Genomic DNA, 15174 nt, shown 5'->3' with positions numbered 1-15174 from the left:
GTCTATCGTACCTCAACCGGTAAGGCATCGTCGCGACATTCCCAGCCGACTTGCTCAAGTTCCGGTGTATCCGACAGTGTTTCGGGAATGCCGATGCAGAAATAGCCGATCAGCCTCCAGTTTTCGGGCACCGCCAGATCACGAGCCATCTGGTCCGGGTCCAGAATGGACACCCAGCCCAGCCCCAACCCTTCGGCCCGTAGTGCCAGCCAGAACAGGGTTACGGCAGAAACCACGGAATAGCGCCGCATCTCAGGCATCGTGCCAGCACCAAGCCCTTGCCCCTTGTCGGTCGCATCATCGCAGAACACGGCAAGCTGCACAGGTGCTTCTTGCATGCCTGAGAGTTTTAGGCGGCTGTAAAGCTGTGCCTTTTCGCCGGAATAGCCTTCGAGGGCTTGCGCATTGGTGGTTTGAAAATTCTTCAGCGCCGCGTTACGCGCGACTTCGCTCTGGACACGGATCACGCGCCAGGGTTCGCTTAGCCCGACAGATGGGGCAAGACGAAACGCATCGAGGCAGCGCGTCAGCACTGCCTCGTCAATCGCGTCGGTGCGGAACCGACGCACATCGCGCCGGAGCCGCAGCAACAGGTCAAACTGCGTACGAAAATCGTCGGTGAAAGTCTGATCCCGCACGCGCTTGCCTGCTTATTCTTCAGCAGCCACTTCTTCAGCCGGTGCAGCAGCAGCTTCTGCCGCCTCAGCAGCCTTGGCCGCTTTCTCTTCCGCGCGCTCCTGAGCTTTCTTGCCCGGGGTACCCTTGTTGGGGTTGTTACGCTCGGCCTTGTCACGGGTGCCGGCAGCTTCGAGCATACGTGCGATACGGTCGGTGGGCTGAGCGCCCTGATCCAGCCAGTACTGAACACGTTCCATGTTCATTTTCACGCGCTCTTCGCTGTCTTTGGGCAGCAGCGGGTTGTAGGTGCCCAGTTTCTCGATGAAACGGCCGTCGCGCGGCATACGGCTGTCAGCCGCAACGATGCGATAGAAGGGACGTTTTTTCGAGCCGCCGCGGGCGAGACGAATTTTCATTGCCATTGTGGTATCTCCTTTGGATGGCGTGACTGGGACATGCCCAGTTATTCTTGGTATTCGTGGAACCGGAGGGTCACTCTTGATGTTTCCGGTGATGTCGGATGACTTCCTGAATGATGAAGTTCAGGAAAGCCTTGGCGAAATCAGGGTCCAGATCGGCCTGTTGCGCCAGGTCTTCTAACCGCGCGATCTGCGCGGCTTCGCGCGTGGGATCGGACGGGGGAAGGTCGTGTTCGGCTTTGAGCTTGCCAACGGCCTGCGTGTGCTTGAACCGCTCGCCCAGCGTATAGACAAGGATCGCGTCCAGCCGGTCGATGCTTTCGCGATGCTCTTTCAGCACCGCGGCTGCCTGTGTCACGGGGTCGGTCATGCGTAGGCCTCCATGCCGCCATTCACCAGATCGGCCGGGGCGGGGTGCCGCCAGATTTCGGTGATGCCGAATTTCGGGTGTTCATAGTGATAATCGAACGTAGCCCCCAGACGGTTGGCCACGGCCTTGCTGGCGTGATTGTCAGGGTCGATCAGCGAGATCGCCGTGTCCCAGCCCAGCACGTCATAGGCATGAGCGCGTGCGGCCAGCGCGGCCTCGGTTGCGTAGCCTTTGCCGGTGGCGTGGTTCATCAGGGTCCAACCGACTTCGCGTTCGGGCCAGCTGTGCGGATACCATAGGCCGACATGTCCCACGTAAGTCCCGGTGTTCTTTTCCTCGACCGCCCAGAAGCCATAGCCGCGCATCGACCAATGGCCCAAAAGCTGTGCAAGGACGCGCCATGTCTCTTCAGGGCTTTTGGGGCCACCGAGAAACTTCGCCGCGTCCGACGCAAAAAACTCAGCCTCGGCTTCGAAATCAGCCTCGGAGGGCGAGCGCAGGATCAGGCGCTCGGTCTCAATCCGCGGGATATGATCGGCAATCAGGTTCACTTTTTCTTCCCAAACCCGCTGAGCCCCGGAGGCAGCGCCATTCCGCCGCCCATTCCGGGCATGCCACCGGGCATCTTGCCCATGGCCTTGGCCGCCTGTTCCAGCGCCTTGGGGTCCATGCCTGCGGCCATGTCCTCTGGCGAGGGGCCGCCTTTGCCGAACATGCCCTTCATGGCCTGTTTCAGCATCTTGCCTTTGCCCATCTTGCCCATTTTCTTCATCATGTCCGACATCTGCCGGTGCATCTTGAGCAGCTTGTTGAGGTCGCTGACCTCCATCCCCGAACCCGCCGCGATCCGTTTCTTACGGCTGGCCTGCAGCAGTTGCGGGTTGGCGCGTTCGCGTTTGGTCATGGACTGGATCATCGCGATCTGCTGGCGCAGGATCTTGTCGTCCAGACCGGCCTGATCCATCTGCTTGGCCATCTTGCCCATGCCCGGCATCATGCCCATCATGCCCTGCATGCCGCCCATCTGGATCATCTGCTCCAGCTGCATTTTCAGGTCGTTCATGTTGAACTGACCCTTGACCATGCGCTTCATCATGCGCTCGGTCTGTTCCATCTCCATCGTTTCCTGGGCCTTTTCGACCAGAGCAACGATGTCGCCCATGCCCAGAATACGACCGGCGATCCGGTCCGGCTCGAAGGTTTCGAGCGCGTCCATCTTTTCGCCCAGACCGACGAAACGGATCGGCTTGCCGGTTACTGCGCGCATCGACAGCGCCGCACCGCCGCGTCCGTCACCGTCCATCCGGGTCAGGACGACGCCAGAAATGCCGACTTTGGCGTCGAATTCCTCGGCGACCTCAACGGCGACCTGACCGGTCAGGCCGTCAACCACCAGCAGGGTCTCGCGCGGGTCGACCGCGTTGCGCACCTGCTCGACCTCGTCCATCAGGACTTCGTCGATATGCAGACGACCCGCGGTGTCGAGCATATAGACGTCATAGCCACCCAGCGTCGCCTGCTGCTTGGCGCGTTTGGCGATGTCGACGGGTTTCTGGCCGGGCACGATCGGCAGCGTGTCCACGCCCACCTGCGTGCCCAGAACGGCCAACTGATCCATCGCCGCCGGGCGATAGACGTCGAGCGAGGCCATCAGGACCTTTTTGCCCTCTTTCTCTTTGAGGCGTTTCGCCAGCTTACCGGTGGTGGTCGTCTTACCCGAGCCCTGAAGGCCGACCATCAGGATCGGCGCGGGCGGGTTGTCGATCTTCAGCTTGCCGGGGTCTTCTTCGCCGCGCAGCGTATCGACCAGCGCGTCATGCACGATCTTGACGACCTGCTGGCCGGGGGTGATCGACTTGGTGACGGCCTGACCGGTCGCCTGTTCCTGCACCTTCTTGACGAATTCGCGCGCCACGGGCAGCGAGACGTCGGCCTCAAGCAGCGCAACCCGGACTTCGCGCAAGGCGGTTTTCACGTCCTCCTCGGACAGCGCGCCTTGTTTTGTCAGCCGGTCAAAGACGCCGGAAAGGCGTTCGGATAGATTTTCAAACATGCCTTCGGCCTCCTTAGCCGGTTGTCTGGTGGCGCCTCCTAGATAGGATGCGTCGGTTAAATGCACAAACGCCCCCACGGGCGAAACTCGCTGGTGGGGGGCGATCCCTGAACGACTCAAGGGACCGGAAGGTCATACGCTTCCGGATGTTTGCGTGGGCTTTAGGCTGATTGATTGTCAGAGTCAACCATGCGGGCTGGAAGCCAGTTATTGACCGCATCGACCAATCGTTGTGCACCGTGCCCGCTGACATAGGCGCTCACAATCGGGTGGCGTCCGGCGCTCATGCCTTTATCCAGCACCAAAACAGGCCTGTGCACGTCGGTCGAGCCGTTATCGTTGCGCGACGTCGTCGTTTCGACCTCGGCGTGTGAAAGGTTCGAGAGGATATGCTCGACAGTGTCATAGCCAAAGACCGATTGGCGGCGGATCAGAATGCTATTGTCGCGCCGGTCCAATATGACCTGAACGCGTCGTACAAAGACGCAAAATGCAGCAAAACCCATGCCGCCACCGAACAAGGCAAAGACGAGACCGAACAGGATCCCTTCGCCACCTTCGCTGGCCAGAAAAAGGCCAGCCGCCACAAATGCAAGAATGAAGACGATCAACATAAAACCGATAAGCCAGGGTGTATTGGACAGGATCAGTTGATTTGGCGTATTGCGCGTAACTTTCATGCTGGCACGCTAACACTGAATACAAAACCTGTCGTGACTTGAATTTACCTGTCGGTTACGCGATGAGCGCGACAAACAGGAGGACCTTATGGACGCATCATCGGCTTTTCAGGATAGTTTGCCGCTCAGCTCGGATGCATTGTTGGCTCAGCTGGACGACTGGGGGCTGGCCTACCGTTTGCATACCCATATCCCGCTGCGCACAGTCGAAGATGCCAAAGGGGTTGAAGACCAGTTCATGGTGCCGGGTGAAAACGCGCTGCGGCTCAAGAACCTCTATTTGCGAGACAAGAAAAAGCGAAATTATCTGGTGACGCTGGAGCAGAGCCGGGAAATCGACCTTAAGGTTCTTGCCGCTGAGTTGGGCGCAGGGAACCTGTCTTTTGGGTCTGCTGATCGTCTATTGCAGAATCTGGGCATCCGACCCGGTGCGGTCAGTCCGCTTGCGATGGTCAACGGGGTCGATAAGGGGGTTCAGTTCTTTATGGATGCGCAAGCTCAGCACGCTGATGTCATCTATATGCATCCACTGGTGAATGACCGGACTGTGGCGATGTCTCGCGACGATTTTATGGCATATTTTGAGCGGATCGGTGCTGCAGTAAACTGGCTTCCCTGATCATTCCTCAAGCGCCTCTTTCAACGCAGCGGCCACGTGCGCGGCAGACGGGTTTATGAACAGATGGCCGTCGGCTTCGAACACGGGGTCGTCGAGATGCTTGGGAAACGCCAATGGTAATTCGGTGCAGGCCAAAAGAATGGCTGTTCCCGGCTCTGCGTGCCGATTGCAAAAATCCAGCAACCGTGCATGGGCCGAGGTGGACGCGCCGCCGTAGAAATCTGTATCGATCATCGCCTGCATCTCGGCAATGTCCGAGTCTGGAAGGCGTGCATTTGCTTTGACACCCAAGTCGGCAAGGGTGTTGGCGTAGTGATTGGCCTCCATCGTAACGGTCGTGCCCAAAACCAGAGCGGTAGAAGTCCCGGTCGATGCAGTCACCGCCGCGGTGGCGTCGAAAATACTAAGAACGGGCATTGTGACACCAATGCGGATCGCATGCAGCCGCGCATGAGGGGTGTTCGATGCGATGATGCCGAAATCGCAGCCCGCGCGCTCTAGCGTTAATAAAGCCTGGCGGAACACATCGTCGAACGCGGCCCAGCTTTCCTCGTCGCCAGCGACGCCGCGCAATGCACGGGTTTTGGCCTGTGTCACAGATTCAATCGTTATCGGTGGGACCGGTAAGGGCGAGCTGTGTCCAAGCTGTGCAAAATGGCGACCTGAACCCTCGGCAATCGCCCGATAGTAATCTACGGTCGAGGCCCAGCCTACACCGCCCAGAATGCCGATCTTTTTCATTGGAAACGTCCAGCCTGCCTAAGTTGTCTAACATGCAGACTGAACGTTTCCGAGGGCGCAGGTCAATCAGGCAGCAAGTTCTGAGACGGCATTTTGCGCTTTGGCCAACGTTCCAGGCGCATCAAGGGCCATTTGGTCGGCTGCGATGACTTCAACTTTGTGGATTCCGATAAAACCCAAAACGTGTTTGGCATAGTTGGTTGCGAAATCGATTTCGGAACCAACGGCTGTCCCGCCTGATGCGATGGCCAGAACGGCCCGCTTGCCTTCCAACAGGCCTTTTGGACCGTCTTCTGTATACGAGAAAGTCAGTCCGGCACGGGCCACAAGATCAATCCAGGCCTTGAATGCTGCCGGGACAGAAAAATTGTAGATGGGCAGGCCAATTACGATCATGTCGGCTTTCTGCAGCTCATCCACAAGCGTGTCCGACAAAGACAGATGGCCACGCTGCACATCGTCCCGTTGGTCTGCGGGGGTGAAATTGGCGTTGATCCAATCTTCGGTCAGCAAGGGCAGGGGAGAAGCCAGATCGCGGCGGATGATACGTTCGGCGCCCAGGTGCTTGACGATGCGGTCTGACAGGTCACGGGTGGCGGAGCCTTCGCGGCGGGCCGAGGCGTCGATATGCAGAATGGTGTTGGTCATCTGTTTGCGTCCTTTGAAGGTTTGAATTTGCGTCTTGCCTCAATATGAAAGTTGCGCTGACGAACAAAACTCTGATAAGCCAACAGCTAGTGTTAAAATTTGCACAATGGAAATGATGCAATGGATAATTGGGACGAAGTCAGAACAGCCTATCAGGTTGCGCGAATGGGCACTGTAAGTGGTGCGGCGGATGTGTTGGGCGTCCACCACGCAACTGTTATTCGCCATATTGATGCGATCGAGGCGCGTTTGGGGGTCAAGCTGTTCCAGCGGCATGCCCGCGGGTACACCCCAACCGAAGCGGGTGAGGATCTTTTGCGCGTGGCACAGGCCACCGAGGATCAGTTTAACCAGCTTGTCGGGCGTATGAAGGGACGTGGCGACGATGTCTCGGGCGAGCTGGTCGTAACGTCCTTGTCGTCGCTGGCCCCGCTGGTCGTTCCAGTCCTGAGCGAGTTTCAACGCCTGCATCCTGAGTTGATCGTGCGCTATTTGACGGGTGATCGCCTGTTCCGGCTTGAATATGGTGAGGCACATGTGGCGATCCGCGCGGGTTCCGCTCCGGATCAGCCGGACAATGTGGTGCAGCCATTCATCACGCAAGAGGTCGGTCTTTATGCCAGTGCCGGGTATATTGAACGGCACGGTAAGCCCTCCGGAATTGAGGATTTTCCCAACCATTTCTTCGTGAGCACCGATGACGAAAACAGCCGTGCGCCGTTTTCACGCTGGTTGCGCCAGACCGTTCCGGCAGACAGGATCACCTTCCGCTGCACCAATAACTTCTGCATCAGTGAGGCCGTTCTTTCGGGCGCGGGAATCGGGTTTATGGCGCGCTGGGAAGCTGCTCGGGATGACAACCTTGTCGAGGTGATTGACCCGATGCCCGAATGGTTCGGCAACCTTTGGCTGGTCACCCATGTGGACCTTCATCGAACCACAAAGGTGCAAGCGTTTCTGACATATCTGAAAGAACAGGCCAAAGGCTGGCTTCCATGAGCCCCGAAGCCCGCGGCCACGCGGCGATGCTGGCTTTTTCGGCCCTCGTCGCAGGCAGCTTTTCCTTAGGGTCTCTGATTGCCAACGAAATTTCCCCTGAGGCGGTGACGGCTGCGCGGTTCGCTATCGCCGCGATCGTCATCGGTGTTGCGGCAATGATAACGACGGGTGTGCCCCGCAGCGCAGCGCAAGCACCGTGGCGCTACCTTGTTCTGGGTGGCCTGTTCGGGGCCTATTTTGTTTTGATGTTTCACGGTCTGAAAACCGCCCCTCCTGTAAGCGCGGCGGCCGTGTTTACTCTGACGCCGGTTCTGTCGGCAATCGCCGGGTGGGTTTTGTTGCGGCAAGTCACGACTTCGCGCATGGCGGCGGCTTTGGCGATTGGGGCAGTTGGGGCTTTGTGGGTTATTTTCCGGGCTGATTGGCAAGCATTCACGGCTTTCCAGATCGACACCGGTGAAATCATCTATTTCTGGGGCTGCGTTGCACATGCCGTGTACACGCCAATGGTACGCAAGCTGAACCGAGGAGAGCCTGCCGTCGTTTTCAGCTTTGGCACTATGGTTGCCGGGTGTTTGCTTTTGACGCTTTATGCGTGGTCCGACATTTGGAACACGGATTGGGCCAACTTGCCTATGATTGTTTGGATCGGGCTGTTTTACCTTTCCATTTTTGCGACCGCTGCCAGCTTTGTTCTGGTGCAATATTCTGCGCTGCGCCTGCCATCTGCCAAGGTGATGGCTTACACTTACCTTGTGCCCAGCTGGGTTATCCTGTGGGAAATCGCGCTTGGAAACGGGGCACCGGTTGCTTTGGTTCTGGTGGGCGTTCTGCTGACCTGCGTCGCCCTGCTGATGCTGTTGCGACCCGAAGGGCAGGGCCAGAAAGGCTAGGGTTCTAACAGTCTTGAGGCAGATCAATGTAGACATATTCGAGTTTCGATATGCCTGAAGGTGAGGAGGAACTCACCATGTACAAACACATCATGTTTCCCGTCGATCTGCACTTGCCACCCGAAGTGCGCAAAGCCGCAGATGTGGCTGCCGAGATCGCCAAGTGGCAAGGGGCTAAAATTACGGTCGTCAGCGTGACCGGGATTCAAGGCACCGATCCGGTTCAGACACATGAAGAATTTAGCACAGAACTAAAGGCCTTCGCTGACGAGTTGGCTGAGACCAGCGGTAGCGAGGTCGCGTTCCGCAACATCCATTCAGTCGATGTAGGGGCAGAAGTAGACGGTGATCTGACCCGTGCTGCGGAAGAGATCGGCGCAGACCTAGTTGTGGTCGGTACCCATGCCCCACGGATCATGGATTACATCTTTTCAAGTCACGCCGGGTATCTGGCAAGGCATGCCAGCATGTCAGTGTTCGTGGTCCGCTGACCGCTTAGTCAGGGTTTTCGGGCAGTTCGGTTTCCAAAAACCGTTCGAACGCGTCCAGGTTGACGGGTTCGAACTGCCCAAAGCCCTGCATCCACACCGACGCGGCCCGCAGGGCGTCTGGTTCCAGCTTGCACCATTTCACCCGCCCGCGCTTTTCCTGAGAAATCAATCCGGCCCTGGTCAGGATCACCAGATGTTTCGAGATCGCCGCTAGCGACATCTCGAACGGATCGGCTACGTCTGTTACAGCCATATCATCCTCGAGCAGCATCGCCAGGATGGCGCGGCGCGTGGGATCGGCGAGTGCCGCGAAGACAGTGTCGAGATCGTTGGACATGTCACCGCTGAACCACAGCGGTTCAGTTTGGTCAACCATTTGGTTGAATATCGGGATTCAGTGCAGTTCAGGTAATTGGCGCGCCCACCCTGTAGGTGGGTCTTTTCGATTTCATGATATTTCTCATTAAAAACAATGATTTGACATGCGGCAATTCGGGCGTCCTAGACCGTTGACTCTGTCAGGCCTGACGCTTAGCACCTACCCCAAGACTGTGCGAGGAAAACGCCCGTGACCGATGACGACCAAAAGCAGCGTATGGCGCAGCTGGAGGCCAAGATCGAAGCGGCGAAAAAGGCCAAAGAGCCCCAAGCCCGCGCAGATGCTGACATATCCGGCGGCGAGCTTGCCTGGAGGATGGTCATCGAAATGGTATCCGGTCTGGGGATCGGATTTGGCATCGGATACGGGCTGGACAGCCTGCTCGGGACGATCCCGATCTTTCTGGTGCTGTTCACATTGCTGGGCCTTGTCGCGGGCGTGAAGGTTATGCTCCGCAGCGCGAAAGAGGTTCAAGAGAAACAAGCGGCAGCGACGGCTGCCGAGAAGGACGAGAGGGACTGAACGTGGCAACTGAGACCACCGCAGCAGAAGGCAGCAGCCTGGTATTCCACCCGATGGACCAGTTCATCGTCAAACCTTTGTTCGGCGACGGTGCAGTGGGCATGTTTACCATCACAAACGTGACACTGTGGCTGTTCTTTGCGGTACTGGCCGTTGCAGCGCTGCTGGTTCTGCCGACTTCCAAGCGCGCAATCGTTCCAAGCCGGATGCAATCCGTTGCAGAACTGGCATACGGGTTCATCTACAAGATGCTCGAAGACATCTGTGGTAAGGAAGGCGTTAAGTACTTCCCTTACGTCATGACGCTGTTCATGTTCATCGTTACCGCGAACTTCCTGGGGCTGATCCCGACGTCGTTCACCACCACATCGCATTTCGCCGTGACCATTCCGTTGGCTCTGGCAGTGTTCCTGACCGTGACTGTGTTGGGCTTCGTCAAAAACGGCGCGGGTTTCCTGAGCCTGTTCTGGGTGTCCAGCGCCCCGCTGGCACTGCGGCCTATTCTGGCGATTATCGAGCTGATCTCGTACTTCGTGCGCCCGGTCAGCCACTCTATTCGTCTCGCCGGTAACGTCATGGCCGGACACGCTGTGATCAAGGTTTTCGCGGGTTTTGCCGCAGTTGCCGTGATCTCGCCCGTGTCGGTTCTGGCGATCACCGCAATGTATGGTCTTGAGGTCCTGGTGGCCTTTATCCAGGCCTACGTATTCACCATTCTGACCTGTGTTTACCTCAAGGACGCTCTGCATCCGCATCACTGATTGGGTCTTGCACCCGACACAGGAACGATAACCCAACATCGAAACTTCCAATTCGTAAGGAGATACATCATGGAAGGCGATCTCGCACACATCGGCGCAGGCCTGGCAGCAATCGGTTCAGGCGCAGCCGCAATCGGGGTGGGCAACGTTGCAGGCAACTTCCTGGCCGGCGCCCTGCGCAACCCTTCGGCGGCTGCTTCGCAGACCGCAACCCTCTTCATCGGTATCGCATTCGCAGAAGCGCTGGGCATCTTCGCATTCCTGGTCTCGCTGCTGCTGATGTTCGCCGTCTAATCTGCGGAACCTGATCCTTACGCGCAGGTGGGCCCAAGCCATAGCGGCCCACCTGTTGTAAAGACAACGTTCCGACGGAGGACATCATGGCGACTGAACCCCTAGCCAAAGAAGTAGCAGGTACCTGTGTCGACTCGCATGGCTCTGCCATCGGGATGCCTCAGCTCTGCTTCGATTGGTTCCCCAACCAGATTTTCTGGCTGGTCATTACGCTGGTCGTCATCTTTCTGGTCCTGTCTCGCGTGGCTCTGCCCCGCATCGCGGCAATCCTGGCTGAACGTCAGGGGACCATTACAAATGACCTGGCTGCGGCCGAAGATCTGAAGGCCAAGGCGGTCGAGGCCGAAGAGGCCTATAACAAGGCGCTGGCCGATGCCCGTGCCGAAGCGCAGCGTATCGCTGCCGAAGCACGTGCTGAAATCCAGTCTGGTCTGGATGACGCGATTGCCAAGGCGGACGCAGAAATCGCTGCAAAGGCGGCTGAATCGGAGAAGGCAATTGCCGACATCCGTGCCGGTGCGCTGGAAAGCATTCAAGTGGTTGCCAAGGATACGGCGGCTGAACTGGTCACCGCGCTGGGCGGCGAGGCGGATGCCAAAGCCATCGACAGTGCAATTGACGCGCAGATGAAAGGATAAGTGACATGCGGAATACTATTGCCCTTATCCTGACCCTCGGCGTTGCCAGCCCCGCGCTGGCCGCAAGCGGCCCGTTCTTCTCTCTTGGCAACACAGACTTTGTGGTCCTTTTGGGCTTTATCGTCTTCATCGCGGTCCTGTTCTACTTCAAGGTCCCCGGCATGATCGGTGGCGCATTGGACAACCGCGCAGCAGGCATCCAGTCGGAACTGGACGAAGCCCGCGCTCTGCACGAAGAAGCGCGCGGCCTGCTGGCCTCGTACGAGCGCAAACAGCGCGAAGTGCAAGGGCAGGCGGACGCCATCGTGGCGGCTGCCAAAGAAGACGCGGCAATGGCAGCAGAACAAGCCAAAGTCGATTTGGAGAAATCCATTGCACGCCGTTTGGCCGCTGCACAGGATCAGATCGCGTCGGCTGAAGCCTCGGCTGTCAAAGAAGTGCGCGACCAGGCGATCTCGGTTGCTGTGTCGGCTGCCAATTCGGTCCTAGCCAAGCAGATGACGGCCACTCAGGCCAATAAACTCATCGACGCATCCATCGCGGATGTGGGTGAGAAACTGCACTAAGTTGCGAAAATTCTTACGAGAAACCCGGCCGCCGAGCCGGGTTTTTTGTTTTGCATCCCTCTAACGTGGCAGTTCAGCAAAGATGTCCGAGTAGTCGCTTGAGGCTTCAAAAACGCTGGGTAGTTTATCAAGCACGGCGTCAATTGGGTCGTAGACTTGGGACGCCTTTGCAAGGATGTCTTCGGGTATAGATTTGCGCGCACGATCAACGCGTTCAGGTAGGGTGAATTTGAGGTCCAAGAAGTCCTCGACGATGGGCTGCGCGCTCCAAATGGCTTCGTAATTCAGGCATAAGACTGGTGCATCTTCGAATGTCGCCCACTGCCGAACCTGTTCGGCTTGGTTGAGAACATCGCGCTGAAACAGATCTTCGATAGGGCCAGTGGCACTCAGGTGCCCAAAATGCTCATTCACCCAATCCCGCCCGAACCTGTCCAATGCAGAATAGACTGAAAGCGCAGAGTCTTTCGAAGACCCAAAACAAAACAAGGTTTTCACATTTGATTTGTCTTTGAGTGCCGTCGGGAAGTCGTGCGTTTTTACAATTGTCCCCGGTGCCAGTTCAGCGACGGCAAGGCGTTTCTCAAATGCTGATTTGGATTTGCGGGGCCAGTAGCGCTTTTTATTGGCGGTTCGCAACGCATCGAACATTAGTGTGCTACCGGATCGCCCATTGCTGGCGACGACTATGCATGGACCAGTCTGTGTTCTGAAGCTGGGGAAGAGATTACGCATTGCGATACCGTTATTAGTCCAACTTTAGTGACCAGCGCGTTGTCGCTCGCCATGGGACGAGTAACTGCCAACTCCACCCAATGTCCAGTTCCCGTCAGGTATCTGTCATGGCTTATTAGCGGCTGAACGCCTCAGCCACAAAAGTGATGCGACTAGGACAAGGCAGATTTCAATCGCAAATGTCCAATGGTTTAAAAAGGACAAAATCCAATGGGAATGGGTGGCCTGTACCTCTACCAAAGGCCGAGCATAGTTCGAAAACGGCCAAGCCCATGCGACGTTGCCGACAACACTATCCAGTGCCAAATGCACCAGACCTCCTGCACCAAAGAAAGCCAGAACGGTCCCCGCATGTGTTTGAAAAGCCCTTAACAGCAGGCCCAACAGGACTATGCCAACCCAAATGGCCGGCCGATGTGTGAGGTATGAATGGTGATGATGAGCGCCTTGATCCACGAAATAAAACCAAAGCATGTCCACATCTGGAATAACGGCTCCGATCATTGCAGCTGCAAAAGCGGCGCGACCAATGTTTGGTGCGGTTGCGCGAAAAAAGAGATATGCGCCCGGAAGGTGCCCGATGAACATTTGATCTAGTTGGTCTCGTGGTCCAGCCGCTGCTGTGCGATGGCTTCGTTTCGGATCGCTTTCTGGTGATCTTCCATGCACTGGCCCACGAAACTGAGGTGTTTATGCACTGCGTCGCGGGCGCCTTCGGGGTCTCTCGCCTGTAGCGCTGTGTTGATGGCCCGATGCTGATCCAGGATCGCGGATCGGGTGGTGCGTTGGCTGAACATAACCTGGCGGTTGTAGAAAACCCCTTGTCGCAGCAGGTCGAACATCGACCGCATCATATGAAGCATGACGACGTTGTGGCTGGCCTCGATGATCGCCATGTGAAACTGGGCGTCCAGGTTGGCTTCGGCGTCGGTGGCATTGCGGGCATGGGCGGCTTCCATCTTGTCGAAAATGGCCTGCACAACCTTTAGGTCGCTGTTCGATCCAAGGCGCGCCGCGCGCTCGGCGGCCAGACCTTCCATGTCGCGACGGAAGGAGAGGTAGTCTGATACAGCCTCTTCGTGGCTGCCGAAAAGCCGGATCAAAGCCGGGGAAAAAGCGGACCCCAAAACCTCGGCCACGTAGATACCTGAGCCTGCTTTGGCGCTCAGCAGACCCTGTTCCTGCAACTCCGATATAGCTTCCCGTAATGAGGGGCGCGAAACCCCCAGTCGTTCGGCCAATTCGCGTTCGGCGGGCAATCGTTCTCCGGGGCGCAGAATGCCGCGCAAAATCAGCAGCTCAATCTGTCGCACCACCGCAATAGACAGTTTTTCGGTTTGGATTTTTTGAAAGGGCATACGGACACTTTGCAGAATTGGTCAAATCATATGACCACGGATTGCGGGTCGGTTCAAGGATGCGCGGCCATACAGTCATGAAAAAGGTCAATAATATTGACATTAATTTGTGAACCACTAGGCTGCCGCCGAAGTGGAGGAGCCCCATGTCAATGCAAGCCCTGTTCGCAACACGTGCATCCCGGATGAAAGCGTCTGAAATCCGCGAATTGTTAAAGCTGTTGGACCAGCCGGACATTATTTCGTTTGCAGGCGGCATCCCCGATCCTGGGTTGTTCCCGGCCGAGCCATTTGCAAAGGCATTCCAGTCGTCATTAGACGCTGGTCGGCAAGCGCAAGCGCTTCAGTATTCGGTCAGCGAAGGGTTCGGTCCCCTGCGGGAATGGCTGGTTGATCACATGCGGGACATTGGCGTTGCCTGCACTGTCGACAACATTTTGATCACGTCAGGGTCACAGCAGGCGCTGGACTATCTGGGTAAGCTGTTTCTTTCGCCTGGCGACACTGCGTTGGTCGGGTGGCCCACATATCTGGGCGCGATCAACGCCTTTGACGCATATGAGCCGCGTTTTGATCGGCTGATTTTGAATGGAAATCGGGGCGCTCGCGAATACACTAAGGCCGCGAAGGAGGGGCGCGTCAAGTTCGCCTACCTCTCACCGGATTTTGCCAATCCGACTGGTGAGACCGTGGATTTGCGCGGGCGCGAGACCTTGCTGGATTTGGCGGATGAGCTGAACATCGCGGTGATCGAGGACGGGGCGTATCAAGCCTTGCGCTATGACGGCGATGCTATTCCCCCGGTCCTTGCGCTGGAACAGGCGCGAAAAGGTGGGATTGAGGCGTGCCGAACGATTTATTGCGGCAGTTTTTCCAAGACACTTTCGCCGGGCCTTCGGGTCGGATGGGTAGTGGCAGCCGCGCCGATCATCTCGCAGCTTGTTCTGGTCAAACAGGCCGCAGACCTGCATTCGGCGACAATCAATCAAATGGCGATCAACGACGTCGCTCGCAGCTGTTTTAACACGCATATTCCGATGATCCGCAAAACCTATGGTGCGCGTCGGGATGCGATGCTGGTCGCGCTGCAGGAACACATGCCCGATGGAGTCGAGTGGACCAGACCTGAAGGCGGTATGTTCATCTGGTTGACTCTGCCGCAGGGTGTTGACGGGGCCGACTTGTTGGCCCGGGCTCTGGCAACGGTCAAACTGGCTTTTGTACCGGGCCGGGCGTTTTTTCCGGATGGCTCGGGTGCCAATACAATCCGGTTGAGTTTTTCGAACTCGGATGAAGACACGATCCGCGAGGGTATTCGTCGCCTGGGCGACGTTCTTCGCAACTAACCAGCAGAAAGAAACCGTTAACCATTCTTAGCCCATACTGTGGC

General features: G+C 57.3%; 22 protein-coding genes. 10 read left to right on the top strand and 12 right to left on the bottom strand.

The window, feature by feature from the left end; translation table 11 throughout:
* Positions 1–2: 2 nt before the first annotated feature.
* The 6 genes from bluB to ACR0DG_RS16545 all read right to left on the bottom strand — a co-directional run bounded on the left by bluB (position 3) and on the right by ACR0DG_RS16545 (position 4140).
* Entirely contained in the window at positions 3–638 is a 636-nt protein-coding gene (bluB, locus tag ACR0DG_RS16570; RefSeq protein ID WP_480698656.1) for a 5,6-dimethylbenzimidazole synthase, read from the bottom strand.
* A gap of 12 nt (positions 639–650) precedes the next feature.
* The gene (gene rpsP / locus ACR0DG_RS16565; RefSeq protein ID WP_480698654.1) at positions 651–1040 is read right to left on the bottom strand and encodes a 30S ribosomal protein S16; all 390 of its coding nucleotides are present in this window, start codon (positions 1038–1040) and stop codon (positions 651–653) included.
* A 70-nt stretch (positions 1041–1110) separates the two neighbouring features.
* Entirely contained in the window at positions 1111–1407 is a 297-nt protein-coding gene (locus ACR0DG_RS16560) for a chorismate mutase (RefSeq protein WP_480698653.1), read from the bottom strand.
* Complete coding sequence (locus tag ACR0DG_RS16555) at positions 1404–1958, bottom strand: GNAT family N-acetyltransferase (protein WP_480698651.1); 555 nt, start codon at positions 1956–1958, stop codon at positions 1404–1406. Before ACR0DG_RS16555 ends, ACR0DG_RS16560 begins: the two co-directional genes overlap by 4 nt.
* Complete coding sequence (gene ffh / locus ACR0DG_RS16550; protein WP_480698650.1) at positions 1955–3460, bottom strand: signal recognition particle protein; 1506 nt, start codon at positions 3458–3460, stop codon at positions 1955–1957. Before ffh ends, ACR0DG_RS16555 begins: the two co-directional genes overlap by 4 nt.
* Positions 3461–3621: 161 nt before the next feature.
* Positions 3622–4140, bottom strand: coding sequence for a hypothetical protein (locus ACR0DG_RS16545; RefSeq protein ID WP_480698648.1), 519 nt, complete (start codon positions 4138–4140; stop codon positions 3622–3624).
* 88 nt (positions 4141–4228) lie between these two features.
* Between ACR0DG_RS16545 and ACR0DG_RS16540 the strand changes: the two genes are divergently transcribed.
* Positions 4229–4759: a prolyl-tRNA synthetase associated domain-containing protein gene (locus tag ACR0DG_RS16540; RefSeq protein ID WP_480698646.1), complete on the top strand. Its 531-nt coding sequence runs from the start codon at positions 4229–4231 to the stop codon at positions 4757–4759.
* Here the strand turns inward: ACR0DG_RS16540 and ACR0DG_RS16535 are convergent, their stop codons facing one another.
* Both ACR0DG_RS16535 and ACR0DG_RS16530 read right to left on the bottom strand, forming a co-directional pair.
* On the bottom strand, positions 4760–5500 hold the full coding sequence (locus tag ACR0DG_RS16535; protein WP_480698644.1) for an aspartate/glutamate racemase family protein: 741 nt from the start codon (positions 5498–5500) through the stop codon (positions 4760–4762). It lies immediately after the preceding gene.
* 66 nt (positions 5501–5566) lie between these two features.
* A complete protein-coding gene (locus tag ACR0DG_RS16530) occupies positions 5567–6148 on the bottom strand; it encodes an FMN-dependent NADH-azoreductase (RefSeq protein WP_480698642.1) in 582 nt (193 codons plus the stop codon).
* Between the two features lie 120 nt (positions 6149–6268).
* Here ACR0DG_RS16530 and ACR0DG_RS16525 point away from each other — a divergent pair, with 120 nt between their 5' ends.
* The 3 genes from ACR0DG_RS16525 to ACR0DG_RS16515 all read left to right on the top strand — a co-directional run bounded on the left by ACR0DG_RS16525 (position 6269) and on the right by ACR0DG_RS16515 (position 8531).
* The gene (locus ACR0DG_RS16525) at positions 6269–7147 is read left to right on the top strand and encodes a LysR family transcriptional regulator (protein WP_480698641.1); all 879 of its coding nucleotides are present in this window, start codon (positions 6269–6271) and stop codon (positions 7145–7147) included.
* Positions 7144–8040, top strand: coding sequence for a DMT family transporter (locus tag ACR0DG_RS16520; protein ID WP_480698639.1), 897 nt, complete (start codon positions 7144–7146; stop codon positions 8038–8040). Before ACR0DG_RS16525 ends, ACR0DG_RS16520 begins: the two co-directional genes overlap by 4 nt.
* Positions 8041–8117: 77 nt before the next feature.
* The gene (locus ACR0DG_RS16515; protein WP_480698637.1) at positions 8118–8531 is read left to right on the top strand and encodes a universal stress protein; all 414 of its coding nucleotides are present in this window, start codon (positions 8118–8120) and stop codon (positions 8529–8531) included.
* Positions 8532–8535: 4 nt separating this feature from the next.
* Here ACR0DG_RS16515 and ACR0DG_RS16510 read toward each other — a convergent pair whose 3' ends face one another.
* Positions 8536–8868: an ArsR/SmtB family transcription factor gene (locus ACR0DG_RS16510; protein ID WP_480698902.1), complete on the bottom strand. Its 333-nt coding sequence runs from the start codon at positions 8866–8868 to the stop codon at positions 8536–8538.
* A gap of 231 nt (positions 8869–9099) precedes the next feature.
* Between ACR0DG_RS16510 and ACR0DG_RS16505 the strand changes: the two genes are divergently transcribed.
* The 5 genes from ACR0DG_RS16505 to ACR0DG_RS16485 all read left to right on the top strand — a co-directional run bounded on the left by ACR0DG_RS16505 (position 9100) and on the right by ACR0DG_RS16485 (position 11691).
* On the top strand, positions 9100–9432 hold the full coding sequence (locus tag ACR0DG_RS16505) for an AtpZ/AtpI family protein (RefSeq protein ID WP_480698635.1): 333 nt from the start codon (positions 9100–9102) through the stop codon (positions 9430–9432).
* Between the two features lie 2 nt (positions 9433–9434).
* Positions 9435–10193, top strand: a complete 759-nt coding sequence (locus tag ACR0DG_RS16500) for a F0F1 ATP synthase subunit A (protein ID WP_480698633.1) — start codon at positions 9435–9437, stop codon at positions 10191–10193.
* A 69-nt stretch (positions 10194–10262) separates the two neighbouring features.
* Complete coding sequence (locus tag ACR0DG_RS16495; protein WP_005981269.1) at positions 10263–10487, top strand: F0F1 ATP synthase subunit C; 225 nt, start codon at positions 10263–10265, stop codon at positions 10485–10487.
* A gap of 86 nt (positions 10488–10573) precedes the next feature.
* Positions 10574–11125: a F0F1 ATP synthase subunit B' gene (locus ACR0DG_RS16490; protein ID WP_171364534.1), complete on the top strand. Its 552-nt coding sequence runs from the start codon at positions 10574–10576 to the stop codon at positions 11123–11125.
* Positions 11126–11130: 5 nt separating this feature from the next.
* Positions 11131–11691, top strand: a complete 561-nt coding sequence (locus tag ACR0DG_RS16485) for a F0F1 ATP synthase subunit B (RefSeq protein ID WP_480698631.1) — start codon at positions 11131–11133, stop codon at positions 11689–11691.
* Positions 11692–11751: 60 nt separating this feature from the next.
* On the opposite strand, the gene ACR0DG_RS16480 is transcribed toward ACR0DG_RS16485, so the two are convergent.
* The 3 genes from ACR0DG_RS16480 to ACR0DG_RS16470 form a co-directional block, all read right to left on the bottom strand.
* Positions 11752–12426, bottom strand: coding sequence for a hypothetical protein (locus ACR0DG_RS16480; protein ID WP_480707225.1), 675 nt, complete (start codon positions 12424–12426; stop codon positions 11752–11754).
* Positions 12427–12531: 105 nt separating this feature from the next.
* A complete protein-coding gene (locus ACR0DG_RS16475) occupies positions 12532–13014 on the bottom strand; it encodes a metal-dependent hydrolase (protein ID WP_480698628.1) in 483 nt (160 codons plus the stop codon).
* Positions 13015–13019: 5 nt separating this feature from the next.
* Positions 13020–13784 (bottom strand): FCD domain-containing protein, encoded by a 765-nt coding sequence (locus ACR0DG_RS16470; protein ID WP_480698626.1) that lies wholly within the window; start codon positions 13782–13784, stop codon positions 13020–13022.
* Between the two features lie 146 nt (positions 13785–13930).
* On the opposite strand from ACR0DG_RS16470, the gene ACR0DG_RS16465 reads away from it, so the two are divergent.
* On the top strand, positions 13931–15130 hold the full coding sequence (locus ACR0DG_RS16465) for an aminotransferase-like domain-containing protein (protein ID WP_480698624.1): 1200 nt from the start codon (positions 13931–13933) through the stop codon (positions 15128–15130).
* Positions 15131–15174: the final 44 nt, after the last annotated feature.

The organism is Ruegeria sp. BG8 (assembly GCF_056538325.1).
Note: the sequence above shows the minus strand (reverse complement) of the source record. Positions and strands in the feature narration are given on the sequence as shown.

Coding starts and splice junctions, on each gene's coding strand:
- ACR0DG_RS16545 (WP_480698648.1), bottom strand. CDS start 4,140: ATGAAAGTTACGCGCAATACGCCAAATCAACTGATCCTGTCCAATACA.
- ACR0DG_RS16515 (WP_480698637.1), top strand. CDS start 8,118: ATGTACAAACACATCATGTTTCCCGTCGATCTGCACTTGCCACCCGAA.
- ACR0DG_RS16525 (WP_480698641.1), top strand. CDS start 6,269: ATGGATAATTGGGACGAAGTCAGAACAGCCTATCAGGTTGCGCGAATG.
- ffh (WP_480698650.1), bottom strand. CDS start 3,460: ATGTTTGAAAATCTATCCGAACGCCTTTCCGGCGTCTTTGACCGGCTG.
- ACR0DG_RS16530 (WP_480698642.1), bottom strand. CDS start 6,148: ATGACCAACACCATTCTGCATATCGACGCCTCGGCCCGCCGCGAAGGC.
- ACR0DG_RS16495 (WP_005981269.1), top strand. CDS start 10,263: ATGGAAGGCGATCTCGCACACATCGGCGCAGGCCTGGCAGCAATCGGT.
- ACR0DG_RS16475 (WP_480698628.1), bottom strand. CDS start 13,014: ATGTTCATCGGGCACCTTCCGGGCGCATATCTCTTTTTTCGCGCAACC.
- ACR0DG_RS16485 (WP_480698631.1), top strand. CDS start 11,131: ATGCGGAATACTATTGCCCTTATCCTGACCCTCGGCGTTGCCAGCCCC.
- ACR0DG_RS16510 (WP_480698902.1), bottom strand. CDS start 8,868: ATGTCCAACGATCTCGACACTGTCTTCGCGGCACTCGCCGATCCCACG.
- ACR0DG_RS16490 (WP_171364534.1), top strand. CDS start 10,574: ATGGCGACTGAACCCCTAGCCAAAGAAGTAGCAGGTACCTGTGTCGAC.
- ACR0DG_RS16520 (WP_480698639.1), top strand. CDS start 7,144: ATGAGCCCCGAAGCCCGCGGCCACGCGGCGATGCTGGCTTTTTCGGCC.
- ACR0DG_RS16480 (WP_480707225.1), bottom strand. CDS start 12,426: ATGCGTAATCTCTTCCCCAGCTTCAGAACACAGACTGGTCCATGCATA.
- rpsP (WP_480698654.1), bottom strand. CDS start 1,040: ATGGCAATGAAAATTCGTCTCGCCCGCGGCGGCTCGAAAAAACGTCCC.
- ACR0DG_RS16470 (WP_480698626.1), bottom strand. CDS start 13,784: ATGCCCTTTCAAAAAATCCAAACCGAAAAACTGTCTATTGCGGTGGTG.
- ACR0DG_RS16540 (WP_480698646.1), top strand. CDS start 4,229: ATGGACGCATCATCGGCTTTTCAGGATAGTTTGCCGCTCAGCTCGGAT.
- ACR0DG_RS16535 (WP_480698644.1), bottom strand. CDS start 5,500: ATGAAAAAGATCGGCATTCTGGGCGGTGTAGGCTGGGCCTCGACCGTA.
- ACR0DG_RS16560 (WP_480698653.1), bottom strand. CDS start 1,407: ATGACCGACCCCGTGACACAGGCAGCCGCGGTGCTGAAAGAGCATCGC.
- ACR0DG_RS16465 (WP_480698624.1), top strand. CDS start 13,931: ATGTCAATGCAAGCCCTGTTCGCAACACGTGCATCCCGGATGAAAGCG.